Source organism: Escherichia sp. MOD1-EC7011 (assembly GCF_002965005.1).
Lineage (GTDB): Bacteria > Pseudomonadota > Gammaproteobacteria > Enterobacterales > Enterobacteriaceae > Escherichia > Escherichia ruysiae.
This window is the reverse complement of record NZ_PTRD01000019.1, coordinates 39,135-64,774: the sequence shown is the minus strand read 5'-3', so window position 1 is coordinate 64,774 and position 25,640 is coordinate 39,135. Positions and strand designations below refer to the sequence as shown.

Below are 25,640 nucleotides of genomic sequence, written 5' to 3'. Positions count from 1 at the left end.
CACGGGCGAAGGGGATTTTCCTCTCCGCCCGTGCATTCATCTAGGGGCAAATCAAAAAAAATGGCTAAGCAAGATTATTACGAGATTTTAGGCGTTTCCAAAACAGCGGAAGAGCGTGAAATCAAAAAGGCCTATAAACGCCTGGCCATGAAATATCACCCGGACCGTAACCAGGGTGACAAAGAGGCCGAGGCGAAATTTAAAGAGATCAAGGAAGCTTATGAAGTTCTGACCGACTCGCAAAAACGCGCGGCATATGATCAGTACGGTCATGCGGCATTTGAGCAAGGCGGCATGGGCGGCGGCGGTTTTGGCGGCGGCGCAGACTTCAGCGATATTTTTGGTGACGTTTTCGGCGATATTTTTGGCGGCGGACGTGGTCGTCAACGTGCGGCGCGTGGTGCTGATTTACGCTATAACATGGAGCTCACCCTCGAAGAAGCTGTACGTGGCGTGACCAAAGAGATCCGCATTCCGACTCTGGAAGAGTGTGACGTTTGCCACGGTAGCGGTGCAAAACCAGGTACACAGCCGCAGACCTGTCCGACCTGTCATGGTTCTGGTCAGGTGCAGATGCGCCAGGGCTTCTTTGCCGTGCAGCAGACCTGTCCGCACTGTCAGGGGCGCGGTACGCTTATCAAAGATCCGTGCAACAAATGCCATGGTCATGGTCGTGTTGAGCGTAGCAAAACGCTGTCCGTTAAAATCCCGGCAGGGGTGGACACTGGAGACCGCATCCGTCTTGCGGGCGAAGGTGAAGCAGGCGAGCATGGCGCACCGGCAGGCGATCTGTACGTTCAGGTTCAGGTTAAACAGCACCCGATTTTCGAGCGTGAAGGCAACAACCTGTATTGTGAAGTCCCGATCAACTTCGCTATGGCGGCGCTGGGCGGCGAAATCGAAGTGCCGACCCTTGATGGTCGCGTCAAGCTGAAAGTGCCTGGCGAAACCCAGACCGGTAAGTTGTTCCGTATGCGCGGTAAAGGCGTTAAGTCTGTTCGCGGCGGTGCACAGGGCGATTTGCTGTGTCGCGTTGTCGTCGAAACGCCGGTAGGTCTGAACGAGAAGCAGAAACAGCTGCTGCAAGAGCTGCAAGAAAGCTTCGGTGGCCCAACCGGCGAGCACAACAGCCCACGCTCAAAGAGCTTCTTTGATGGCGTGAAGAAGTTTTTTGACGACCTGACTCGCTAATTTCCCCAAAGGCCTGCCCGTGGGCAGGCCAGGGTAAAAAAATAGGGTGCGTTGAAGATATGCGGGCACCTGTAAAGTGGCGGGGATCGCCCCCCGCCGTTGCTCTTACTCGGATTCGTAAGCCGTGAAAACAGCAACCTCCGTCTGGCCAGTTCGGATGTGAACCTCACAGAGGTCTTTTCTCGTTACCAGCGCCGCCACTACGGCGGTGATACAGATGACGATCAGGGCGACTATCATCGCCTTATGCTGCTTCATTGCTCTCTTCTCCTTGACCTTACGGTCAGCAAGAGGCACTCTACATGTGTTCTGCATATAGGGGGCCTCGGGTTGATGGTAAAATATCACTCGGGGCTTTTCTCTATCTGCCATCCAGCTAATGCCTGAGACAGACAGCCTCAAGCACCCGCCGCTATTATATCGCTCTCTTTAACCCATTCTGTTTTATTGATTCTAATCCTGAAGACGCCTCGCGTTTTTATGGCGTAATTTTTAAAGGATTCAATTAATTAACGTTGATTTCTCCCTTTATTGCAATTATTGACAAATAAGTTGGATATATTTGAAATATTGCCCTAACAAACAGCTCCGGCTTACAACAAATTACTTATTCCGAATAAACCCCTCAGAAATCTTGACATTAGGCTATGATTATCAGGGTTTGAGGTCATCAGCCACCGCTTTCGAGCGCCAACAACACTTCCTCTGCTGGTGACATAATCTTCTTTATAGATCGTTAAAAGCGAATTGTTCCTACACTATAATCTGATTTTAACGATGATTCGTGCAGAGTAAAATAGTAAAAACGATCTATTCACCTGAAAGAGAAATAAAAAGTGAAACATCTGCATCGATTCTTTAGCAGTGATGCCTCGGGAGGCATTATTCTCATCATTGCCGCTGTTCTGGCGATGATTATGGCCAATAGCGGTGCAACCAGTGGATGGTATCACGACTTTCTTGAGACGCCGGTTCAGCTGCGGGTAGGTTCTCTTGAAATCAATAAAAACATGCTGTTATGGATAAATGACGCGCTAATGGCGATATTTTTCCTGTTAGTTGGTCTGGAAGTTAAACGCGAGCTGATGCAAGGATCGCTGGCCAGTTTGCGCCAGGCTGCGTTTCCGGTTATTGCCGCAATCGGCGGGATGATTGTCCCGGCATTGCTCTATTTGGCCTTTAACTACGCCGATCCTATCACTCGTGAAGGGTGGGCAATCCCGGCGGCGACTGATATTGCCTTTGCCCTCGGTGTCCTGGCGTTATTGGGAAGCCGTGTACCGTTAGCACTGAAGATTTTTTTGATGGCGCTGGCTATTATCGACGATCTTGGAGCCATCATTATCATCGCCTTGTTTTACACTAATGACTTGTCAATGGCCTCTCTTGGCGTTGCTGCTGTAGCAATTGCGGTGCTCGCGGTGCTGAACATTTGTGGTGTTCGCCGCACGGGAGTTTATATTCTGGTCGGCGTGGTGTTGTGGACTGCAGTGTTGAAATCAGGCGTCCACGCAACGCTGGCAGGCGTCATTGTCGGTTTCTTTATTCCATTGAAAGAGAAGCATGGTCGTTCTCCGGCGAAGCGCCTGGAGCATGTATTGCACCCGTGGGTGGCTTATCTGATTTTGCCGTTGTTTGCTTTTGCCAATGCCGGCGTTTCTCTGCAAGGCGTGACGCTGGATGGCCTGACCTCCATCCTGCCATTAGGGATCATCGCCGGTTTGCTGATTGGTAAGCCGTTGGGTATTAGTTTGTTCTGCTGGCTGGCGCTGCGTTTGAAACTGGCGCATTTGCCGGAGGGAACCACTTATCAGCAAATTATGGCGGTTGGTATCCTGTGCGGTATCGGTTTTACTATGTCTATCTTTATCGCCAGCCTGGCTTTTGGTAGCGTAGATCCAGAACTGATTAACTGGGCGAAATTGGGCATTCTGGTTGGCTCAATCTCTTCGGCGGTAATTGGATATAGCTGGTTACGCATTCGTTTACGTCCATCAGTTTGACAGGACGATGTTCCGGGGAGCCATAAATGGCTCCCTTTTCATTCTTATCAGGGAGAGAAATGAGCATGTCTCATATCAATTACAACCACTTGTATTACTTCTGGCATGTCTACAAAGAAGGCTCTGTGGTTGGCGCAGCGGAGGCGCTTTATTTAACACCACAAACCATTACCGGACAGATCCGGGCGCTGGAAGAGCGCCTGCAAGGGAAATTATTTAAGCGTAAAGGACGCGGTCTGGAACCCAGTGAACTGGGGGAACTGGTCTATCGCTATGCCGATAAAATGTTCACGTTAAGCCAGGAAATGCTGGATATCGTCAACTATCGCAAAGAGTCCAACTTATTGTTTGATGTTGGTGTGGCAGATGCCCTTTCCAAACGCCTGGTCAGCAGTGTTCTGGATGCCGCAGTTGTAGAAGACGAGCAGATCCATCTACGCTGTTTCGAATCGACGCACGAGATGCTGTTAGAGCAGTTGAGTCAGCATAAGCTGGATATGATCATCTCTGACTGTCCGATAGACTCCACCCAACAGGAAGGGCTGTTTTCCATGAAAATTGGTGAGTGTGGCGTCAGTTTCTGGTGCACTAACCCGCTGCCGGAAAAGCCGTTTCCTGCCTGTCTGGAAGAGCGTCGCTTACTTATTCCGGGGCGTCGCTCAATGTTGGGACGCAAGCTATTAAACTGGTTTAACTCTCAGGGCTTAAACGTTGAAATTCTGGGGGAGTTTGATGATGCGGCGTTGATGAAAGCCTTTGGGGCGACGCATAACGCTATTTTCGTTGCGCCTTCGCTGTATGCCAATGATTTTTATAATGATAACTCGGTTGTGGAGATAGGGCGAGTTGAGAACGTCATGGAAGAGTACCATGCGATTTTTGCCGAAAGGATGATTCAACACCCTGCGGTACAGCGTATTTGCAATGCCGATTACTCTGCGCTGTTTACGCCAGCCGCGAAATAACTATTCGTACTTTGCAGGCTGCAGTTTTGGCCTGCTGGAGACATAAAAAAACCCGCTTACGCGGGTTTTTTTACAAAGCTGACAACAAAAGGCGATTAAGCCAGTTTGTTGATCTGTGCAGTCAGGTTAGCCTTATGACGTGCAGCTTTGTTTTTGTGGATCAGACCTTTAGCAGCCTGACGGTCCACGATCGGTTGCATTTCGTTAAATGCTTTCTGTGCAGCAGCTTTGTCGCCAGCTTCGATAGCTGCGTATACTTTCTTGATGAAAGTACGCATCATAGAGCGACGGCTTGCGTTGTGCTTACGAGCCTTTTCAGACTGAATGGCGCGCTTCTTAGCTGATTTGATATTAGCCAAGGTCCAACTCCCAAATGTGTTCTATATGGACAATTCAAAGGCCGAGGAATATGCCCTTTTAGCCTTCTTTTGTCAATGGATTTGTGCAAATAAGCGCCGTTAATATGGCGGCGCTCGTTACGTAGTGATGGCGCAGGATTCTACCAGCTTGCGTGGTGTGAATACAGCTTTTCCGCGATAAAATTGCAGCAGGTCGTTAGTTTCTTACCGTGATTTGCGCCATGGCAATGAAAAGCCACTTCTTTCTGATTTCAGTACTCAATCGCCGGTTAACCTTGACCGCTGTACAAGGTATACTCGGACGATTTTCACTGTTTTGAGCCAGACATGAAGCTGATACGCGGCATACATAATCTCAGCCAGGCCCCGCAAGAAGGGTGTGTGCTGACTATTGGTAATTTCGACGGCGTGCATCGTGGTCATCGCGCGCTGTTGCAAGGGTTGCAGGAAGAAGGGCGCAAGCGCAACTTACCGGTGATGGTGATGATTTTTGAGCCTCAACCGCTGGAACTGTTTGCTACCGACAAAGCCCCGGCACGTCTGACCCGACTGCGGGAAAAGCTGCGTTACCTTGCAGAGTGTGGCGTTGATTACGTGCTGTGCGTGCGTTTCGACAGACGTTTCGCGGCGTTAACCGCGCAAAATTTCATCAGCGATCTTCTGGTGAAGCATTTGCGGGTAAAATTTCTGGCTGTTGGTGATGATTTCCGCTTTGGCGCTGGTCGTGAAGGTGATTTCTTGTTATTACAGAAAGCGGGCGCGGAATACGGCTTCGACATCACCAGTACGCAAACTTTTTGCGAAGGCGGCGTGCGTATCAGCAGTACCGCTGTGCGTCAGGCATTGGCAGATGACAACCTTGCTCTGGCGGAAAGTTTACTGGGGCACCCGTTTGCCATCTCCGGGCGCGTTGTCCACGGTGATGAGTTAGGGCGCACTATTGGTTTCCCGACGGCGAATGTACCGCTACGCCGTCAGGTCTCCCCGGTGAAAGGGGTTTATGCGGTGGAAGTGCTGGGCCTCGGTGAAAAGCCGTTACCCGGCGTTGCAAACATCGGAACACGCCCTACGGTTGCCGGTATTCGCCAGCAGCTGGAAGTGCATTTGTTAGATGTTGCAATGGACCTGTACGGTCGCCATATACAAGTAGTGTTGCGTAAAAAAATACGCAGTGAGCAGCGATTTGCGTCGCTGGACGAACTGAAAGCGCAGATTGCGCGTGATGAATTAACCGCCCGCGAATTTTTTGGGCTAACAAAACCGGCTTAAGCCTGTTATGTAATCAAACCGAAATACGGAACCGAGAATCTGATGAGTGACTATAAATCAACCCTGAATTTGCCGGAAACAGGGTTCCCGATGCGTGGCGATCTTGCCAAACGCGAACCGGGAATGCTGGCGCGTTGGACTGATGATGACCTGTACGGCATCATTCGTGCGGCTAAAAAAGGCAAAAAAACCTTCATTCTGCATGATGGCCCTCCATATGCGAATGGCAGCATTCATATTGGTCACTCGGTTAACAAGATTCTGAAAGACATAATCATCAAGTCCAAAGGGCTTTCCGGTTATGACTCGCCGTATGTGCCAGGTTGGGACTGCCACGGTCTGCCAATCGAGCTAAAAGTAGAGCAAGAATACGGTAAGCCGGGTGAGAAATTCACCGCCGCCGAGTTCCGCGCCAAGTGCCGCGAATACGCTGCGACCCAGGTTGACGGTCAGCGCAAAGACTTTATTCGTCTGGGCGTGCTGGGCGACTGGTCACACCCGTACCTGACCATGGACTTCAAAACTGAAGCCAATATCATCCGCGCGCTGGGTAAAATCATCGGCAACGGTCACCTGCACAAAGGTGCGAAGCCGGTACACTGGTGCGTTGACTGCCGTTCTGCGCTGGCTGAAGCGGAAGTTGAGTATTACGACAAAACCTCTCCGTCCATCGACGTTGCTTTCCAGGCAGTCGATCAGGATGCGCTGAAAGCGAAATTTGGCGTCAGCAACGTTAACGGCCCAATCTCGCTGGTTATCTGGACGACTACGCCGTGGACTCTGCCTGCGAACCGCGCAATCTCTATTGCACCGGATTTCGACTATGCGCTGGTGCAGATCGACGGTCAGGCCGTGATTCTGGCGAAAGATCTGGTTGAAAGCGTAATGCAACGTATCGGCGTTACCGATTACACCATTCTCGGCACGGTGAAAGGTGCAGAGCTTGAGCTGCTGCGCTTTACTCATCCGTTTATGGGCTTCGACGTTCCCGCAATCCTTGGCGATCACGTTACCCTGGATGCCGGTACTGGTGCTGTTCACACCGCGCCTGGCCACGGCCCGGACGACTATGTGATTGGTCAGAAATACGGCCTGGAAACCGCTAACCCGGTTGGTCCGGACGGCACTTATCTGCCGGGTACTTACCCGACGCTGGATGGTGTGAACGTCTTCAAAGCGAACGACATCGTCGTTGCGCTGTTGCAGGAAAAAGGCGCGCTGCTGCACGTTGAGAAAATGCAGCATAGCTATCCGTGCTGCTGGCGTCACAAAACGCCGATCATCTTCCGCGCGACGCCGCAGTGGTTCGTCAGCATGGATCAGAAAGGTCTGCGTGCGCAGTCACTGAAAGAGATCAAAGGCGTGCAGTGGATCCCGGACTGGGGTCAGGCGCGTATCGAGTCGATGGTCGCTAACCGTCCTGACTGGTGTATCTCCCGTCAGCGTACCTGGGGCGTACCGATGTCACTGTTCGTGCACAAAGACACTGAAGAGCTGCATCCGCGTACTCTCGAACTGATGGAAGAAGTGGCAAAACGCGTTGAAGTTGATGGCATTCAGGCGTGGTGGGATCTTGATGCGAAAGAGATCCTCGGCGACGAAGCTGACCAGTACGTGAAAGTGCCTGATACGCTGGATGTGTGGTTTGACTCTGGATCTACCCACTCTTCCGTTGTTGACGTGCGTCCGGAATTTGCCGGCCACGCTGCGGACATGTATCTGGAAGGTTCTGACCAACACCGTGGTTGGTTCATGTCTTCCCTGATGATCTCCACTGCGATGAAAGGCAAAGCGCCGTATCGTCAGGTACTGACTCACGGCTTTACCGTGGATGGTCAGGGTCGCAAGATGTCTAAATCCATCGGCAACACCGTTTCGCCGCAGGATGTGATGAACAAACTTGGCGCGGATATTCTGCGTCTGTGGGTGGCATCAACCGACTACACCGGCGAAATGGCTGTTTCTGACGAGATCCTGAAACGTGCTGCTGACAGCTATCGTCGTATCCGTAACACCGCGCGCTTCCTGCTGGCAAACCTCAATGGTTTCGATCCAGCAAAAGATATGGTGAAACCGGAAGAGATGGTGGTACTGGACAGATGGGCCGTGGGTTGTGCGAAAGCGGCTCAGGAAGACATCCTCAAGGCTTACGAAGCATACGATTTCCACGAAGTGGTACAGCGCCTGATGCGCTTCTGCTCCGTTGAGATGGGCTCTTTCTACCTCGACATCATCAAAGACCGTCAGTACACCGCTAAAGCGGACAGCGTGGCGCGTCGTAGCTGCCAGACTGCGCTGTATCACATCGCAGAAGCGCTGGTTCGCTGGATGGCGCCGATCCTCTCCTTCACCGCTGATGAAGTGTGGGGCTACCTGCCGGGCGAGCGTGAAAAATATGTCTTCACCGGTGAGTGGTACGAAGGCCTGTTTGGTCTGGCAGACAGCGAAGCGATGAACGATGCATTCTGGGACGAGCTGCTGAAAGTGCGTGGCGAAGTGAACAAAGTCATCGAGCAGGCTCGTGCGGATAAGAAAGTCGGCGGTTCTCTGGAAGCGGCAGTGACCCTGTACGCGGAACCCGAACTGGCGGCGAAACTGACCGCGCTGGGTGATGAATTACGATTTGTCCTGTTGACCTCTGGCGCTGCCGTTGCAGACTATAACGACGCACCTGCTGATGCGCAGCAGAGCGAAGTACTCAAAGGGCTGAAAGTCGCGTTGAGTAAAGCCGAAGGTGATAAGTGCCCACGCTGCTGGCACTACACCCAGGATGTCGGCAAGGTGGCGGAACACGCAGAAATCTGCGGCCGCTGTGTCAGCAACGTCGCCGGCGACGGTGAAAAACGTAAGTTTGCTTGATGAGTCAATCGATCTGTTCAACAGGGCTACGCTGGCTGTGGCTGGTGGTAGTCGTGCTGATTATCGATCTGGGCAGCAAATATCTGATCCTCCAGAACTTTGCTCTGGGGGATACGGTTCCGCTGTTCCCGTCGCTTAATCTGCATTATGCGCGTAACTATGGCGCGGCGTTTAGTTTCCTTGCCGATAGCGGCGGCTGGCAGCGTTGGTTTTTTGCCGGTATTGCGATTGGTATTAGTGTGATCCTGACGGTGATGATGTATCGCTCGAAGGCTACGCAAAAGCTAAACAATATCGCTTACGCGCTGATTATTGGCGGCGCACTGGGCAACCTGTTCGACCGTCTGTGGCACGGCTTTGTGGTCGATATGATCGACTTCTACGTCGGCGACTGGCATTTCGCCACCTTCAACCTCGCCGATAGCGCAATCTGTGTCGGTGCGGCATTGATTGTGCTGGAAGGTTTTTTACCTTCTAAAGCGAAAAAGCAATAATAAACCCTGCCGGATGCGATGCTGACGCATCTTATCCGGCCTACCGATTGCTGCGAAATCGTAGGCCGCATCCGGCAAAAATCCTCAAATACAAGAGCAAACCTGCATGTCTGAATCTGTACAGAGCAATAGCGCCGTCCTGGTGCACTTCACGCTAAAACTCGACGATGGCACTACCGCCGAGTCTACCCGCAACAACGGTAAACCGGCGCTGTTCCGCCTGGGTGATGCTTCTCTTTCCGAAGGGCTGGAGCAACATCTGCTGGGGCTGAAAGTGGGCGATAAAACCACCTTCTCGCTGGAGCCAGATGCGGCGTTTGGCGTGCCGTCACCAGACCTGATTCAGTACTTCTCCCGCCGTGAGTTTATGGATGCAGGCGAGCCAGAAATTGGCGCAATAATGCTTTTTACCGCAATGGATGGCAGTGAGATGCCTGGCGTGATCCGCGAAATTAACGGCGACTCCATTACCGTTGATTTCAACCATCCGCTGGCCGGGCAGACCGTTCATTTTGATATTGAAGTGCTGGAAATCGATCCGGCACTGGAGGCGTAACATGCAGATCCTGTTGGCCAACCCGCGTGGTTTTTGTGCCGGGGTAGACCGCGCTATCAGCATTGTTGAAAACGCGCTGGCCATTTACGGCGCACCGATTTATGTCCGCCACGAAGTGGTGCATAACCGCTACGTGGTCGATAGCCTGCGCGAGCGTGGGGCTATCTTTATTGAGCAGATCAGCGAAGTGCCGGACGGCGCGATCCTGATTTTCTCTGCGCATGGCGTTTCTCAGGCCGTACGTAACGAAGCGAAAAGCCGTGATTTGACGGTATTCGACGCCACCTGTCCGCTGGTGACCAAAGTGCATATGGAAGTCGCCCGCGCCAGTCGTCGTGGCGAAGAGTCTATTCTCATCGGCCACGCCGGGCACCCGGAAGTGGAAGGTACGATGGGGCAGTACAGCAACCCGGAAGGGGGAATGTATCTGGTCGAATCGCCGGACGATGTGTGGAAGCTCACGGTCAAAAACGAAGAGAAACTCTCCTTTATGACCCAAACCACGCTGTCGGTGGATGACACGTCTGATGTTATCGACGCGCTGCGTAAACGCTTCCCGAAAATTGTCGGGCCGCGCAAAGATGACATTTGTTACGCCACTACCAACCGTCAGGAAGCGGTTCGCGCCCTGGCAGAGCAGGCGGAAGTTGTATTGGTGGTCGGTTCGAAAAACTCCTCCAACTCCAACCGTCTGGCGGAACTGGCACAGCGTATGGGCAAACGCGCGTTTTTAATTGACGATGCGGCAGATATCCAGGAAGAGTGGGTGAAAGAAGCGAAATGTGTCGGTGTGACTGCGGGCGCATCAGCTCCGGATATTCTGGTACAGAACGTCGTCGCACGTTTACAGCAGCTTGGCGGTGGTGAAGCCATTTCGCTTGAAGGCCGTGAAGAAAACATTGTTTTCGAAGTGCCGAAAGAGCTGCGTGTCGATATTCGTGAAGTTGATTAAGTCATTAGCAGCCTAAGTTATGCGAAAATGCCGGTCTTATTACCGGCATTTTTTATGGAGAAAACATGCGCTTGCCGATTTTTTTGGATACCGACCCTGGTATCGACGATGCCGCAGCGATTGCTGCCGCGATCTTTGCCCCACAACTCGATCTCCAATTGATGACGACTGTCGGAGGCAATGTATCGGTGCAGAAAACTACCCGAAATGCGCTGCAATTGCTGCATTTCTGGGATGCGGATATCCCACTCGCCCAGGGGGCGGCAACACCGTTGGTACGCGCACCGCGTGATGCGTCTTATGTTCATGGCGAATCCGGCATGGATGGTTATGACTTCGTTGAGCACAATCGAAAACCACTGGAGAAACCGGCGTTTCTGGCGATTCGTGATGCGCTAATGTGCGCGCCTGAACCCGTTACCCTGGTGGCGATCGGGCCGTTGACGAATATCGCGCTATTGCTTTCACAGTGCCCGGAATGCAAACCGCATATTCGTCGTCTGGTGATCATGGGCGGTTCTGCCGGTCGTGGCAATTTCACGCCGAATGCCGAGTTTAATATTGCGATTGATCCTGAAGCGGCGGCCCAGGTCTTCCAGAGCGGACTGGAGATTGTGATGTGTGGCCTGGACGTCACCAATCAGGCGATGCTCACTCCCGAATATCTCACCACACTACCGGAATTGAATCGCACCGGAAAAATGCTTCATGCACTGTTTAGTCACTACCGCAGCGGCAGTATGCAAAGTGGCCTGCGAATGCACGATCTCTGTGCCATTGCCTGGCTGGTTCGCCCGGACTTGTTCACTCTCAAGCCGTGTTTTGTGGCGGTAGAAACACAAGGTGAATTTACTACGGGTACGACAGTCGTCGATATTGACGGTCGGCTGGATAAACCGGCAAATGTTCAGGTTGCGCTGGATCTGGACGTGAAAGGTTTCCAGCAGTGGGTGGCGGAGGTGCTGGCGCTGGCGCCGTAACCTGTCACATGTTATCGGCATGTAGTCATTCACTGACTCATGCCTTTCACTGATATCCCTCCCTGTTTATCATTAATTTCTAATTATCAGCGTTTTTGGCTGGCGGCGTAGCGATGCGCTGGTTACTCTGAAAACGGTCTATGCAAATTAACAAAAGAGAATAGCTATGCATGATGCAAACATCCGCGTTGCCATCGCGGGAGCCGGGGGGCGTATGGGCCGCCAGTTGATTCAGGCGGCGCTGGCATTAGAGGGCGTGCAGCTTGGCGCGGCGCTGGAACGCGAAGGATCTTCTTTACTGGGCAGCGATGCTGGCGAACTGGCTGGAGCAGGAAAAACCGGCGTTATCGTACAAAGCAGCCTTGATGTTGTAAAAGATGATTTTGATGTGTTTATCGATTTTACCCGTCCGGAAGGTACGCTGAACCATCTCGCTTTTTGCCGCCAACATGGCAAAGGGATGGTGATTGGCACCACGGGTTTTGATGACGCAGGTAAACAGGCGATTGGTGAAGCTGCCAAAGATATTGCGATTGTCTTTGCCGCCAACTTTAGCGTCGGTGTCAACGTCATGCTTAAGTTGCTGGAGAAAGCGGCTCAGGTCATGGGTGACTACACTGATATCGAAATTATCGAAGCGCATCATCGACATAAAGTCGATGCGCCGTCAGGCACTGCGCTGGCGATGGGGGAAGCGATTGCCCATGCGTTGGATAAAGATCTGAAAGATTGTGCCGTTTACAGCCGCGAAGGGCATACCGGTGAACGCGTTCCCGGAACGATAGGTTTTGCCACTGTACGTGCCGGAGACATCGTGGGTGAACATACCGCCATGTTTGCCGATATCGGCGAACGTCTGGAGATCACTCATAAGGCTTCCAGCCGCATGACATTTGCTAACGGCGCAGTAAGATCGGCATTGTGGCTGAGTGGCAAGGAAAGTGGTCTTTTTGATATGAGAGATGTGCTTAATCTCAATAAATTGTAACCACAAAACATTTGTAATGGAGCAAAAATAACACATTTAATTTATTGATTATAAAGGGCTTTAATTTTCAGCCCTTTTATTTTTGGTGTTATGTTTTTGAATTTTATTCAAGTGCTAAAAATTACATGTTTTGTCTTCTGCTTTTGTTGTTTTAATGTAAATTTTGACCATCTGGTCCACTTTTTTTCTTCGTGTTCTTTGTTTACACATTCTTCTCGCTGCGCAAGCGTTTTCCAGACCTTGTTAGATTGTGTTTTTGTCGGTTAGTGCCTGTAAAACAGGTGTGAGGCATAAAATTATATAATAAATCCCGCTATTGAGTTGACTTTTAGCGCCCATATCTCCAGAATGCCGCCGTTTGCCAGAAATTCGTCGGTAAGCAGATTTGCATTGATTCATCGCATCATTGTGAATTAATATGCAAATAAAGTGAGTGAATATTCTCTGGAGGGTGTTTTGATTAAGTCAGCGCTATTGGTTCTGGAAGACGGAACCCAGTTTCACGGTCGGGCCATAGGGGCAACAGGTTCGGCGGTTGGGGAAGTCGTTTTCAATACTTCAATGACCGGTTATCAAGAAATCCTCACTGATCCTTCCTATTCTCGTCAAATCGTTACTCTTACTTATCCCCATATTGGCAATGTCGGCACTAATGACGCCGATGAAGAATCTTCTCAGGTACATGCACAAGGTCTGGTGATTCGCGACCTGCCGCTGATTGCCAGCAACTTCCGTAATACCGAAGACCTCTCTTCTTACCTGAAGCGCCATAACATCGTAGCGATTGCCGATATCGATACCCGTAAGCTGACGCGTTTACTGCGCGAGAAAGGCGCACAGAACGGCTGCATCATCGCGGGCGACAACCCGGATGCGGCGCTGGCATTAGAAAAAGCCCGCGCGTTCCCTGGCCTCAATGGTATGGATCTGGCAAAAGAAGTGACTACCGCAGAAGCCTATAGCTGGACACAAGGGAGTTGGACGCTGACCGGCGGCCTGCCAGAAGCGAAAAAAGAAGACGAGCTGCCGTTCCACGTCGTGGCTTATGATTTCGGTGCCAAGCGCAACATCCTGCGGATGCTGGTGGACAGAGGCTGTCGCCTGACCATCGTTCCGGCGCAAACCTCTGCGGAAGACGTGTTGAAAATGAATCCGGACGGTATCTTCCTCTCCAACGGCCCTGGCGATCCGGCACCGTGCGATTACGCCATTACCGCCATCCAGAAATTCCTCGAAACCGACATCCCGGTATTTGGTATCTGCCTCGGTCATCAGCTGCTGGCGCTGGCAAGTGGGGCGAAGACCATCAAAATGAAATTTGGTCACCACGGCGGCAACCATCCGGTGAAAGATATTGAGAAAAATGTGGTGATGATCACCGCGCAAAACCACGGTTTTGCGGTGGACGAAGCAACATTACCTGCAAACCTGCGTGTTACACATAAATCCCTGTTCGACGGTACGTTACAAGGGATTCATCGCACCGATAAACCGGCGTTCAGCTTCCAGGGGCACCCTGAAGCCAGCCCTGGTCCACACGACGCAGCGCCGTTGTTCGACCACTTTATCGAGTTAATTGAGCAGTACCGTAAAACCGCTAAGTAATCAGGAGTAAAAGAGCCATGCCAAAACGTACAGATATAAAAAGTATCCTGATTCTGGGTGCGGGCCCGATTGTTATCGGTCAGGCGTGTGAGTTTGACTACTCTGGCGCGCAAGCATGTAAAGCCCTTCGCGAAGAGGGTTACCGCGTCATTCTGGTGAACTCCAACCCGGCGACCATCATGACCGACCCGGAAATGGCTGATGCGACCTACATCGAGCCGATTCACTGGGAAGTGGTACGTAAGATTATTGAAAAAGAGCGTCCGGATGCGGTGCTGCCAACGATGGGCGGTCAGACGGCGCTGAACTGTGCGCTTGAGCTTGAGCGTCAGGGCGTGCTGGAAGAGTTCGGTGTGACCATGATTGGTGCTACCGCCGACGCGATTGATAAAGCAGAAGACCGCCGCCGTTTCGACGTGGCGATGAAGAAAATCGGCCTTGAAACCGCGCGTTCTGGTATCGCACATACTATGGAAGAGGCGCTGGCGGTTGCCGCTGAAGTTGGCTTCCCGTGCATCATTCGACCTAGCTTTACTATGGGCGGTAGTGGTGGCGGTATCGCCTATAACCGCGAAGAGTTTGAAGAAATTTGCGCCCGTGGTCTGGATCTCTCCCCGACCAAAGAGTTGCTGATTGATGAGTCGCTGATCGGCTGGAAAGAGTACGAGATGGAAGTGGTGCGTGATAAAAACGACAACTGCATCATCGTCTGCTCTATCGAAAACTTCGATGCGATGGGCATCCACACCGGTGACTCCATCACCGTGGCGCCAGCCCAGACGCTGACCGACAAAGAATATCAAATCATGCGTAACGCCTCGATGGCGGTACTGCGTGAAATTGGCGTTGAAACTGGCGGTTCCAACGTTCAGTTTGCGGTTAACCCGAAAAACGGTCGCCTGATTGTTATCGAAATGAACCCGCGTGTGTCGCGTTCTTCGGCGCTGGCATCGAAAGCCACCGGCTTCCCGATTGCCAAAGTGGCGGCGAAACTGGCGGTGGGTTACACCCTTGACGAGCTGATGAACGACATCACCGGCGGGCGTACTCCGGCCTCCTTCGAGCCATCCATCGACTACGTGGTCACTAAAATTCCTCGCTTCAACTTCGAGAAATTCGCCGGTGCGAACGACCGTCTGACCACTCAGATGAAATCGGTTGGCGAAGTGATGGCGATTGGTCGCACGCAGCAGGAGTCCTTGCAAAAAGCCCTGCGCGGCCTGGAAGTGGGTGCGACCGGCTTCGACCCGAAAGTGAGCCTCGACGACCCGGAAGCCCTGACCAAAATCCGCCGCGAACTGAAAGATGCTGGCGCAGAGCGTATCTGGTACATCGCCGATGCCTTCCGTGCGGGCTTGTCTGTAGACGGCGTTTTCAACCTGACCAACATTGATCGCTGGTTCCTGGTGCAAATTGAAGAGCTGGTGCGTCTGGAAGAGAAAGTGGCAGAAGTGGGCATCACAGGCCTGAACGCTGACTTCCTGCGCCAGTTGAAACGCAAAGGCTTTGCTGATGCGCGTCTGGCAAAACTGGCGGGCGTGCGCGAAGCGGAAATCCGCAAGCTGCGCGACCAGTATGATTTGCATCCGGTCTACAAACGTGTGGATACCTGTGCGGCAGAGTTCGCTACCGACACCGCTTATATGTACTCCACCTATGAAGAAGAGTGCGAAGCGAATCCGTCTACTGACCGTGAAAAAATCATGGTGCTCGGCGGCGGCCCGAACCGTATCGGTCAGGGTATCGAATTCGACTACTGCTGCGTACACGCCTCGCTGGCGCTGCGTGAAGATGGTTACGAAACCATTATGGTTAACTGTAACCCGGAAACTGTCTCTACCGACTACGACACGTCCGACCGTCTCTACTTTGAGCCGGTAACTCTGGAAGATGTGCTGGAAATCGTGCGTATTGAGAAGCCGAAAGGCGTTATCGTTCAGTACGGCGGTCAGACCCCGCTGAAACTGGCGCGCGCACTGGAAGCCGCTGGCGTGCCGGTTATCGGCACCAGCCCGGATGCCATCGACCGTGCAGAAGACCGTGAACGCTTCCAGCACGCGGTTGACCGTCTGAAACTGAAACAACCGGCGAACGCTACCGTTACCGCTATTGAAATGGCGGTTGAGAAGGCGAAAGAGATTGGCTACCCGCTGGTGGTGCGCCCATCTTACGTTCTCGGCGGTCGGGCGATGGAAATTGTCTACGATGAAGCCGACCTGCGCCGTTACTTCCAGACGGCGGTGAGTGTCTCTAACGATGCGCCGGTGCTGCTGGATCATTTCCTTGATGACGCGGTAGAAGTTGATGTGGACGCCATCTGCGACGGCGAAATGGTGCTGATTGGCGGCATCATGGAGCACATCGAGCAGGCAGGCGTGCACTCCGGCGACTCCGCGTGTTCTCTGCCTGCGTACACACTGAGCCAGGAAATTCAGGATGTGATGCGCCAGCAGGTGCAGAAACTGGCCTTCGAATTGCAGGTGCGCGGTCTGATGAACGTGCAGTTTGCAGTGAAAAACAACGAAGTCTACCTGATTGAAGTTAACCCGCGTGCGGCGCGTACCGTTCCGTTCGTCTCCAAAGCCACCGGTGTACCGCTGGCAAAAGTGGCGGCGCGCGTGATGGCAGGGAAATCGCTGGCTGAGCAGGGCGTAACTAAAGAAGTTATCCCGCCGTACTACTCGGTGAAAGAAGTGGTGCTGCCGTTCAACAAATTCCCCGGCGTTGACCCGCTGTTAGGGCCAGAAATGCGCTCCACCGGGGAAGTGATGGGCGTCGGTCGCACCTTCGCTGAAGCGTTTGCTAAAGCGCAACTGGGTAGTAACTCCACCATGAAGAAACACGGTCGTGCGCTGCTCTCCGTGCGTGAAGGCGACAAAGAACGCGTGGTTGATCTGGCGGCAAAACTGCTGAAACAGGGCTTCGAGCTGGATGCGACCCACGGTACGGCGATTGTGCTGGGCGAAGCGGGTATTAATCCACGTCTGGTGAACAAAGTGCATGAAGGTCGTCCGCACATTCAGGATCGTATTAAGAATGGCGAATATACCTACATCATCAACACCACGTCAGGTCGTCGCGCGATTGAAGACTCCCGCGTGATTCGTCGCAGCGCGCTGCAATATAAAGTACATTACGACACCACCCTGAACGGCGGTTTTGCTACCGCGATGGCACTGAATGCAGATGCGACCGAAAAAGTTATTTCGGTACAGGAAATGCACGCGCAGATCAAATAATAGCGTGTCATGGCAGATATTTTTTATCCGCCAATTTGATCGAATAACTAATACGGTTCTCTGATGAGAACCGTTTTTTTTACCAGTAAGGATAATCTTTCCGGGAAACTCTATTTTTGATGATGTAAGCAGGATTTAGCTCACACTTATTGACAGGGAAGTTGCATACTATCGATATATCCACAATTTTAATATGGCCTTGTTTGATTGCTTCAAAACGAGTCATAGCCAGACTTTTAATTTGTGAAACTGGAGTTCGTATGTGTGAAGGATATGTTGAAAAACCACTCTATTTGTTAATCGCCGAATGGATGATGGCTGAAAATCGCTGGGTGATAGCAAGAGAGATCTCTATTCATTTCGATATTGAACACAGCAAGGCGATTAATACCCTAACTTATATTCTGTCGGAAGTCGCAGAAATAAGCTGCGAAGTTAAGATGATCCCTAATAAGCTGGAAGGGCGGGGATGTCAGTGCCAGCGACTGGTTAAAGTGGTCGATATTGATGAGCAAATTTACGCGCGCCTGCGCAATAACAGCCGGGAAAAATTAGTCGGCGTAAGAAAGACGCCGCGTATTCCTGCCGTCCCGCTCACAGAACTTAACCGTGAGCAGAAGTGGCAGATGATGTTGTCGAAGAGTATGCGTCGTTAATTTAATTTCGTTGATACCGTGCGGCCTGGTTGCCGGATGCGATGCTGGCGCATCTTATCCGGCCTACGGTTGCGCTCCTGGTTGGTCGGATAAGGCGTTTACGCCGCATCCGATGATGTTACCGCTTTGGCGTCACATCCGTCGTCCCCTGCAAACGGGGACGATTTTCCTCCATTTGCCTCAACGGTTGCGTTTCATGTAACGCTGCATGGCAGCGCCCGACAAGATCCTGATACTCTTTGGTATTCAATTGCTTCCAGTGCAACTCGTCATCGCTGACGCTGCGCACGGCACGGGCTGGCGTGCCCATCAACAACTGGCGTTTCTCGCCGCGAAAGCCTGCTTTGACAAAGCTCATGGCGGCAACAATGCTCTCTTCACCAATGACCGCGCCATCCATAATCACGCTGTTCATCCCGACCAATGCATCACGACCGATCACACAGCCATGCAGGATCGCGCCATGACCGATATGACCGTTTTCCCCGACAATGGTGTCAGTATCGCTGTAGCCATGCATAATGCAGCCATCCTGAATATTGGCTCCCGCTTGCACAATCAGTCGTCCGTAATCACCACGCAGCGAGGCGAGGGGACCGATGTAGACACCGGCTCCCACAATTACATCGCCAATCAATACCGCACTGGGATGGACAAACGCCGTCGGGTGAACCACCGGAATTAATCCCTCAAAGGCGTAATAGCTCACGGTTATTAACGCCCTTTCCACACCGGATCGCGCTTCTCAGCAAACGCCAGCGGCCCTTCAATGGCATCTTCCGAATGCAGAACTGAGGGATAGTTTTTCAACACACCGCTGCGAATATAGCGATATGCTTCTTCAACCGGCATTTCGCTGGTGGTGCGATAGATCTCTTTCAGTGCCGCAATTGCCAGCGGGGCGCTATTAACAAGCTGCTGCGCCAGTTCGCGGGCGTTATCCATCAGTTCAGCCTGGCTAACCACGCGGTTGACTACCCCCCAATGCAGCGCCTCTTCTGCGCCCATTCGTCTGCCGGTCATCACCATTTCATTGACGACGGCAGGTGGCAGGATCTTCGGCAGACGCAGCACGCCGCCGCTGTCCGGGACAATACCCAGTTTGGCTTCCGGCAGGGCGAAGCTGGCATTATCGGCACAAACAATAAAATCTGCCGCCAGCGCCAGTTCAAAGCCGCCGCCAAAGGCGTAGCCGTTCACGGCTGCGATAACCGGTTTATCGAGATTGAAAATTTCGGTTAACCCAGCAAATCCGCCTGGCCCGAAATCAGCATCCGGCGCTTCGCCTTCTGCTGCCGCTTTTAAATCCCAGCCGGCGGAAAAGAATTTCTCTCCGGCTCCGGTAATAATAGCGACGCGCAATTGCGGATCGTCACGGAAATTAAGAAATACTTCGCCCATCTCAAAGCTGGTTTTTGCATCAATAGCATTGGCTTTTGGACGATCAAGGGTAATTTCCAGAATTGATCCATTGCGGGTCAGATGTAATGATTCACTCATTCCTTTTCTCCATTTTTATTTTTTCAGGGACGACAACATCTCTGCAAAGAATGCATTTATTTTTAGAGCGTGATTATTAGCTGGCAGGATAATTCCCTGCCATTATGTTTATTTCAGATTCTTTCTGATTATTTTCCCCGAGCAATTACGCGGCAGATCTTTTCTGATCTCCAGATAAGAAGGCACTTTAAATTTCGCCATATTTTGTTCACAGAAGCAGAAAAATTCTTCCTCGCTCAATGTTTCACCTTCATTCAGCACCACAAAGGCCTTGATAGCTTCATCGCGAATAGAATCTTTAATACCAACAACCACGATATCCTGAATTTTCGGATGGGTGGCGATGATATTTTCCAGCTCCACGCAGGAAACATTCTCGCCACCGCGTTTGATCATATTGCAGCGACGATCGACGAAATAAAAAAAGCCCTCTTCGTCGCGGTATCCGGTATCGCCAGTATGAAGCCAGCCATCGGCTTCCAGGACTTTGGCGGTGGCTTGCGGGTTGAGAAAGTACTCTTTGAAGATGGTTTTCCCTGGTACGCCTTTAATACAGATTTCACCGATCTCACCTGCCGGGAGCGGGCGATTGTGATCGTCGCGGATCTCCGCTTCGTAGCAAAACCCCGCCCGACCAATCGACGGCCAGCGTCGTTTATCGCCAGGGCGATCGCCGATAATGCCCACAATGGTTTCTGTCATCCCATAAGACGTCAGCAAGCGAACGCCGAAGCGTTCACAAAAAGCGTCTTTTTCCTGCTCCGACAGGTTGAGATAAAACATCACTTCCCGCAGGCAGTGTTGTCGGTCGTTCGCAGAAGGCGGCTGCACCATCAACGTACGAATCATCATCGGAATACATTCGGTAACGGTGGCATGGTACTTCTGTACCTGTCCCCAGAAGGCGCGGGCGCTGTATTTCTCGACCAGCACAAAGGTGGCTCCGGCAGAAAACGCCGCCATCGCCGCAGTGCACTGGCAATCGATATGAAATGCAGGCATTACCGTCAGGTAGACGTCATCGTCACGCAGGGCGCACTGCCAGGCGGAGTAATATCCGGCGAAGCGCAGATTGTAATGGGTAATCACCACCCCTTTCGGTCGGGAGGTGGTGCCGGAGGTAAAGAGAATTTCCGCCGTATCGTCGGTCGATAGCGGCGGCGCATAGCACAAGGTGGCAGGTTGTTGCTCTTTCAGTTGAGTAAACGAACTGACGCCATCATCAGCGGGAAACGCCACATCGGTCAGGCAAATGTGCCGTAGCTGCGTGGTATCTTCCTGCTGAATCTGTTGATACATGGAGTAGAATTGCGCACTGGTCACCAGCAGACACGCCTGGCTGTTTTGCAGGATCCACGCACTTTCTTCGCGCAGCAGGCGGGCGTTAATCGGCACCATAATCGCGCCAATTTTTGCCAGCCCGAACCAGCAAAAGATAAATTCCGGGCAGTTGTCCAGATGCAGCGCGACCTTGTCGCCTTTGCGGATCCCCAGCGTATAAAACAGGTTTGCCGTGCGGTTAATCTCCTGATTTAACTCAAGATAACTGTACCGGTTAACGACTCCGCCGCTGGATTCACAAATCAGCGCCGTTTTATGACCGTAAACGTCCGCCAGATCGTCCCACATTTGACGTAGATGTTGTCCGCCAATGATATCCATTGCACCTCTATCCATTTTGTTCGTTTGTTATTGAGCGGGCGCTAGTCGGGTAACCCGACCTACGCCACGCGTTTAATCCTCAACTTTGGCCAGACCTTTGCTGACCAACTCCTGAATGTCGTTTTCGCTGTAGCCGATATTTTTCAAAATGGCAGCCGTGTCCATGCCGTGTGATGGCATTCCGCGCCAGATTTGGCCGGGGTTATTTTTGAATTTCGGCATGATGTTCGGTCCTTTGCAGGTGCGACCATCCATCGTTTGCCACTGGGTGATTGATTCGCGGGCAACGTACTGCGGATTGCTTTCCAGTTCCGGTACGGTCAGCACTTTGGCGCAGGCGATATTCAGTTCGGCAAAGCGTTCTTTTACTTCCGCGATGGTGTGTGCTGCCAGCCAGGTATCGAGTTTCTCTTCAACCAGCGGGCCGTAAGGGCATTCGATACGGTGGATAAGCTGAGTGCCTTCCGGGATTTCCGGCGTACCAAGCAGATGCGCAAGACCAATATCTTTAAAGCACTCTGCGATCTGAGTAATACCCACCAGTTCCATCACAATGTAGCCGTCGGCGCATTTGTACAGACCGCAACCAGCGTAGTAGGGATCTTTACCTTTGGTCATGCGCGGGCACATTTCGCCACCGTTGAAGTAATCCATCATGAAGTACTGACCCATGCGCAGCATCACTTCATACATGGCGATGTCGATACTTTCGCCTTTACCGGTTTCGCGCACTTTGTGCAGTGCCGCCAGCGCCGCCGTGGTGGCGGTCAGGCCGGAGAAGTAATCGGCGGTATACGGGAAGGCAGGCATTGGCTGGTCAACATCACCGTTCTGAATCAGGTAACCACTGAAGGCCTGGGCGATGGTGTTATAGGCCGGAAGGTTGGTGTACTCCTCGGTGCCGTACTGACCAAAACCGGACAGGTGAGCGATAACCAGTTTCGGGTTGTGCTGCCACAGGACTTCATCAGTAATGCCACGACGGGCAAAGGCTGGGCCTTTACTGGCTTCGATGAAGATATCGGTGGTTTCCATTAATTTCAGAAACGCTTCGCGGCCTTCATCTTTGAAGATATTTAATGACAGCGCGTGCAGGTTGCGACGAGAAAGCTGCGGGTAGTTTGGTTGAACGCGAATGGTGTCGGCCCAGGCGACGTTCTCGATCCAGATAACTTCCGCCCCCCATTCTGCGAACATTTGCCCGGCGAATGGCCCGGCGATTTCGATACCGGAGAAGACAACGCGCAATCCGGCCAGCGGCCCGAATTTCGGCATGGGTAGATGATCCATATTAGCTCCTGAAAAATTTATGTAGCGCATGACTGCCGGATGCGGCGTAAACGCCTTATCCGGCCAACCGTAGGCCTGATAAGACGCGGCAAGCGTCGCATCAGGCAGCGCACGGACTTAGCGGTATTGCTTCAGCACCGCACGACCCAGCGTCAGGATCTGCATTTCGTCAGATCCCCCGGAGACGCGGTCTACACGCAGGTCACGCCAGAAGCGGCTGATGCGGTGGTTACCCGCAATCCCGACGCCGCCCAGCACCTGCATTGCGCTGTCCACCACTTCAAATGCCGCATTGGCGCAGAAGTATTTGCACATCGCAGCATCGCCAGAGGTGATGGTGCCGTTGTCTGCTTTCCACGCTGCTTCATACAGCATGTTTTTCATGGAGTTTAATTTGATCGCCATGTGGGCGAATTTTTCCTGAATCAACTGGAAACGACCAATAGCCTCGCCAAACTGCACTCGCTGATTGGCGTAGCGCGCCGCATCTTCAAAGGCGCACATCGCCGTACCGTAGTTGGTGAGGGCTACCAGGAAACGTTCGTGGTCGAACTCTTCTTTCACGCGGTTAAAGCCGTTACCTTCCCGACCGAACATGTCTTTCTCGTCCAGTTCCACATCGTCAAAGGTGATTTCACAGCAGCTATCCATACGCAGACCGAGCTTCTCAAGTTTGGTCACTTTGATGCCCGGTTTGCTCATATCAACAAACCATTCGGTGTAGACAGGTTTGTCCGGAGAAGCACCGTCGCGCGCCATCACCACGATGTACGGGGTGTAGGCGCTGCTGGTAATAAAACACTTACTACCATTAAGATAAATCTTACCATTTCTACGGGTATAAGTCGTTTTCAGGCTACCCACGTCGGAGCCCGCGCCCGGTTCGGTAATCGCTGAGTTCCACATCTGCTTACCCGTGCCACGGAACGCCATAATCTTGTCGATCTGCTCTTGTGTGCCTTCGCGCAGGAAGGTGTTAAACCCACCCGGCAACTGGTACAGCACGTAGGTTGGCGCCCCCAGACGCCCCAGTTCCATCCACACGGCGGCGAGGGTGACGAATCCTGCGTCCAGACCACCGTGTTCTTCGGGGATCAGCAGGCTATCGATACCCATATCCGCCAGTGCTTTAACAAATCGTTCCGGGTAGACGCTGTCACGGTCGCACTCGGCAAAATAGGCTTCCCAGTTTTCACTGGCCATCAGTTCACGGATACCGGCGACAAACAGTTCCTGCTCATCATTTAAATTAAAATCCATCTTTCAACCTCTTGATATTTTTGGAGTTAATTAATCTTTCCAGTTCTGTTTCGCGTCTTTAATAAAGGAGAGCGTCACCATAATGTTGACGAAGAACAGCGGGCATCCTCCGGCGATAATGGCGGTTTGAATCGGTTTCAGGCCGCCGAGCGCCAGCAGAACAATGCCGATAATGCCAACCAGAATTGACCAGCCGATACGCACCAGCAGCGGCGGCTCTTCGCCGTCGCGTACTTCGCGGCAGGTGGACATCGCCAGGGTATAAGAGCAGGCGTTAACCAGCGTAACGGTGGCAATAAAGCAAAGAATGAAGAAGCCCCACATGGTGGCGGTGCTGAGCGGCAGAGCGGCCCAGGTTTCGATGATGGCGCGCGCCACACCGTACTGTTCGATCAGGTTCGGAATGTTGATGATGTTTTTATCTATCAACAGCAAAGTGTTACTACCAAGCACGGTCCACAAGATCCAGGTGGAGGCTGTCAGCCCCAGCACCATGCCGAAGCACAGTTCACGCACGGTACGACCACGGGAAATACGCGCCAGGAAGATACTCATCTGGATAGCGTAAATCACCCACCATGCCCAGTAGAAAACCGTCCAGCCCTGCGGGAAGCCGCCTTTGGCGATAGGATCGGTATAGAACAACATGCGCGGCAGATACATCAGCAACATCCCCACCGAGTCGGTGAAGTAGTTCATGATGAAGCTAGCACCACTGACGATAAACACCCAACCCAGCATCAGGAAGCTCAGGTAGCTACGCACATCACTGGCGATACGTACCCCTTTTTGCAGGCCGCAGGCGACGCAAATGGCGTTGAGGATAATCCAGCAGGTAATGATGATGGCGTCCAGTTGCAGGGTATGCGGAATGCCAAACAACCACTGCATACACTCGGTCACCAGCGGTGTGGCAAGGCCGAGACTGGTGCCCATCGCGAAGATCAAGGCGACGAGATAGAAGTTATCGACAATAGTACCGAACAACCCTTTGGCGTGTTTTTCACCTACCAGCGGCACCAGGGTGGAGCTGGGGCGAATCACTTCCATTTTGCGGACAAAGAAGAAGTAAGCGAAGGCGACTGAAAGGAAGCTGTAAGTGGCCCACGGCAGAGGTCCCCAGTGGAACAAGCTGTAAGCCAGCCCTAACTCTTTCGCGCCGGTTGAGTTAGGTTCTAAGCCAAACGGCGGGGTGGAGATGTAGTAGTAGATCTCAATAGAGCCCCAGAACAGTACGGCAGCAGACGTACAGGAGGCGAACATCATAAAGATCCAACTGGCGGTACTAAATTCAGGCGGTTCGTTACCTAAACGCTTTTTGGCATACGGGCCAAACACCAGCCAGAACCAGCCGAAAAGCATCACCACCATATACCATTCAAATGCCCATCCCCATACATTGGTGACGTAACTGAATACAGCATTAATAACGACATTCGCCGCATCCAGATCTCTGACTGTAAGCCAGCAAAGTATGCCAACGATTATTAACGGCGGAAAGAATACCTTCGGTTCTATTCCCGTTTTTCTCTTTTTATCTTTCATGAGTTAATTCCACTGTGAAAACGAATATTTATTTTGCGTTCCCGTTTGTTTTATTTTGTTAACATTTAATATAATTATTATTAACCTCGTGGACGCGTTAATGGCTAACTCATAATGGGTATTCAATTGGCTGTATTCTGTGATTTTAATCACATTTTTCTATCGGGTAAAAACAAGAGCTTTTGATGTTAATATTATTTATTAATCAATTAGTTATGTTTGGTTGTGCGTAAAAAAATAGCATCTGACTTTCAATATTGGTGATCC

21 protein-coding genes and 1 pseudogene are annotated in these 25,640 nt (G+C 52.1%); 14 read left to right on the top strand and 8 right to left on the bottom strand.

The window, feature by feature from the left end:
* The first annotated feature begins 60 nt into the window (after nucleotides 1–60).
* Complete coding sequence (gene dnaJ, locus A7098_RS09025; RefSeq protein ID WP_001118464.1) at nucleotides 61–1,191, top strand: molecular chaperone DnaJ; 1,131 nt, start codon at nucleotides 61–63, stop codon at nucleotides 1,189–1,191.
* A gap of 105 nt (nucleotides 1,192–1,296) precedes the next feature.
* Here dnaJ and mokC read toward each other — a convergent pair whose 3' ends face one another.
* Nucleotides 1,297–1,449 carry a type I toxin-antitoxin system toxin MokC gene (gene mokC / locus A7098_RS09020; RefSeq protein WP_000809168.1) on the bottom strand — a complete coding sequence of 51 codons (153 nt, stop codon included), beginning with the start codon at nucleotides 1,447–1,449 and terminating at the stop codon, nucleotides 1,297–1,299.
* A gap of 578 nt (nucleotides 1,450–2,027) precedes the next feature.
* Between mokC and nhaA the strand changes: the two genes are divergently transcribed.
* Nucleotides 2,028–3,194, top strand: a complete 1,167-nt coding sequence (gene nhaA / locus A7098_RS09015; RefSeq protein ID WP_000681376.1) for a Na+/H+ antiporter NhaA — start codon at nucleotides 2,028–2,030, stop codon at nucleotides 3,192–3,194.
* Between the two features lie 59 nt (nucleotides 3,195–3,253).
* The gene (nhaR, locus tag A7098_RS09010) at nucleotides 3,254–4,159 is read left to right on the top strand and encodes a transcriptional activator NhaR (RefSeq protein WP_000062880.1); all 906 of its coding nucleotides are present in this window, start codon (nucleotides 3,254–3,256) and stop codon (nucleotides 4,157–4,159) included.
* A gap of 95 nt (nucleotides 4,160–4,254) precedes the next feature.
* On the opposite strand, the gene rpsT is transcribed toward nhaR, so the two are convergent.
* Complete coding sequence (rpsT, locus tag A7098_RS09005) at nucleotides 4,255–4,518, bottom strand: 30S ribosomal protein S20 (protein WP_001274021.1); 264 nt, start codon at nucleotides 4,516–4,518, stop codon at nucleotides 4,255–4,257.
* A gap of 102 nt (nucleotides 4,519–4,620) precedes the next feature.
* Here rpsT and A7098_RS09000 point away from each other — a divergent pair.
* From A7098_RS09000 to caiF, 11 genes and pseudogenes are all read left to right on the top strand, one after another.
* Nucleotides 4,621–4,838, top strand: a pseudogene (locus A7098_RS09000) (DUF2575 domain-containing protein).
* A 7-nt stretch (nucleotides 4,839–4,845) separates the two neighbouring features.
* The gene (gene ribF / locus A7098_RS08995; protein ID WP_032224365.1) at nucleotides 4,846–5,787 is read left to right on the top strand and encodes a bifunctional riboflavin kinase/FAD synthetase; all 942 of its coding nucleotides are present in this window, start codon (nucleotides 4,846–4,848) and stop codon (nucleotides 5,785–5,787) included.
* Nucleotides 5,788–5,829: 42 nt separating this feature from the next.
* A complete protein-coding gene (ileS, locus tag A7098_RS08990) occupies nucleotides 5,830–8,646 on the top strand; it encodes an isoleucine--tRNA ligase (RefSeq protein WP_105280688.1) in 2,817 nt (938 codons plus the stop codon).
* The gene (gene lspA, locus A7098_RS08985; RefSeq protein ID WP_000083378.1) at nucleotides 8,646–9,140 is read left to right on the top strand and encodes a signal peptidase II; all 495 of its coding nucleotides are present in this window, start codon (nucleotides 8,646–8,648) and stop codon (nucleotides 9,138–9,140) included. Before ileS ends, lspA begins: the two co-directional genes overlap by 1 nt.
* A 106-nt stretch (nucleotides 9,141–9,246) precedes the next feature.
* The gene (gene fkpB, locus A7098_RS08980; protein WP_000004655.1) at nucleotides 9,247–9,696 is read left to right on the top strand and encodes an FKBP-type peptidyl-prolyl cis-trans isomerase; all 450 of its coding nucleotides are present in this window, start codon (nucleotides 9,247–9,249) and stop codon (nucleotides 9,694–9,696) included.
* Nucleotide 9,697: 1 nt separating this feature from the next.
* A complete protein-coding gene (gene ispH / locus A7098_RS08975; protein WP_001166392.1) occupies nucleotides 9,698–10,648 on the top strand; it encodes a 4-hydroxy-3-methylbut-2-enyl diphosphate reductase in 951 nt (316 codons plus the stop codon).
* A 65-nt stretch (nucleotides 10,649–10,713) separates the two neighbouring features.
* A complete protein-coding gene (gene rihC / locus A7098_RS08970) occupies nucleotides 10,714–11,628 on the top strand; it encodes a ribonucleoside hydrolase RihC (protein WP_105280687.1) in 915 nt (304 codons plus the stop codon).
* 166 nt (nucleotides 11,629–11,794) lie between these two features.
* Nucleotides 11,795–12,616 (top strand): 4-hydroxy-tetrahydrodipicolinate reductase, encoded by an 822-nt coding sequence (dapB, locus tag A7098_RS08965; protein WP_000543577.1) that lies wholly within the window; start codon nucleotides 11,795–11,797, stop codon nucleotides 12,614–12,616.
* Nucleotides 12,617–13,072: 456 nt separating this feature from the next.
* On the top strand, nucleotides 13,073–14,221 hold the full coding sequence (gene carA / locus A7098_RS08960) for a glutamine-hydrolyzing carbamoyl-phosphate synthase small subunit (protein WP_010345452.1): 1,149 nt from the start codon (nucleotides 13,073–13,075) through the stop codon (nucleotides 14,219–14,221).
* Between the two features lie 17 nt (nucleotides 14,222–14,238).
* Complete coding sequence (gene carB, locus A7098_RS08955; RefSeq protein ID WP_001126394.1) at nucleotides 14,239–17,460, top strand: carbamoyl-phosphate synthase large subunit; 3,222 nt, start codon at nucleotides 14,239–14,241, stop codon at nucleotides 17,458–17,460.
* A gap of 260 nt (nucleotides 17,461–17,720) precedes the next feature.
* On the top strand, nucleotides 17,721–18,116 hold the full coding sequence (gene caiF / locus A7098_RS08945; protein ID WP_000333116.1) for a carnitine metabolism transcriptional regulator CaiF: 396 nt from the start codon (nucleotides 17,721–17,723) through the stop codon (nucleotides 18,114–18,116).
* Between the two features lie 118 nt (nucleotides 18,117–18,234).
* Here caiF and caiE read toward each other — a convergent pair whose 3' ends face one another.
* The 6 genes from caiE to caiT all read right to left on the bottom strand — a co-directional run bounded on the left by caiE (nucleotide 18,235) and on the right by caiT (nucleotide 25,373).
* Nucleotides 18,235–18,825 (bottom strand): carnitine operon protein CaiE, encoded by a 591-nt coding sequence (gene caiE, locus A7098_RS08940; protein ID WP_085460304.1) that lies wholly within the window; start codon nucleotides 18,823–18,825, stop codon nucleotides 18,235–18,237.
* Nucleotides 18,826–18,830: 5 nt separating this feature from the next.
* Nucleotides 18,831–19,616, bottom strand: coding sequence for a crotonobetainyl-CoA hydratase (caiD, locus tag A7098_RS08935; RefSeq protein WP_105280686.1), 786 nt, complete (start codon nucleotides 19,614–19,616; stop codon nucleotides 18,831–18,833).
* 108 nt (nucleotides 19,617–19,724) lie between these two features.
* A complete protein-coding gene (gene caiC / locus A7098_RS08930; protein ID WP_105280685.1) occupies nucleotides 19,725–21,278 on the bottom strand; it encodes a crotonobetaine/carnitine-CoA ligase in 1,554 nt (517 codons plus the stop codon).
* 72 nt (nucleotides 21,279–21,350) lie between these two features.
* On the bottom strand, nucleotides 21,351–22,568 hold the full coding sequence (gene caiB, locus A7098_RS08925) for an L-carnitine CoA-transferase (protein ID WP_000349946.1): 1,218 nt from the start codon (nucleotides 22,566–22,568) through the stop codon (nucleotides 21,351–21,353).
* Nucleotides 22,569–22,685: 117 nt separating this feature from the next.
* Entirely contained in the window at nucleotides 22,686–23,828 is a 1,143-nt protein-coding gene (gene caiA / locus A7098_RS08920; protein WP_000347117.1) for a crotonobetainyl-CoA dehydrogenase, read from the bottom strand.
* A gap of 30 nt (nucleotides 23,829–23,858) precedes the next feature.
* Nucleotides 23,859–25,373, bottom strand: coding sequence for an L-carnitine/gamma-butyrobetaine antiporter (caiT, locus tag A7098_RS08915; protein ID WP_032224380.1), 1,515 nt, complete (start codon nucleotides 25,371–25,373; stop codon nucleotides 23,859–23,861).
* Between the last annotated feature and the right edge of the window lie 267 nt (nucleotides 25,374–25,640).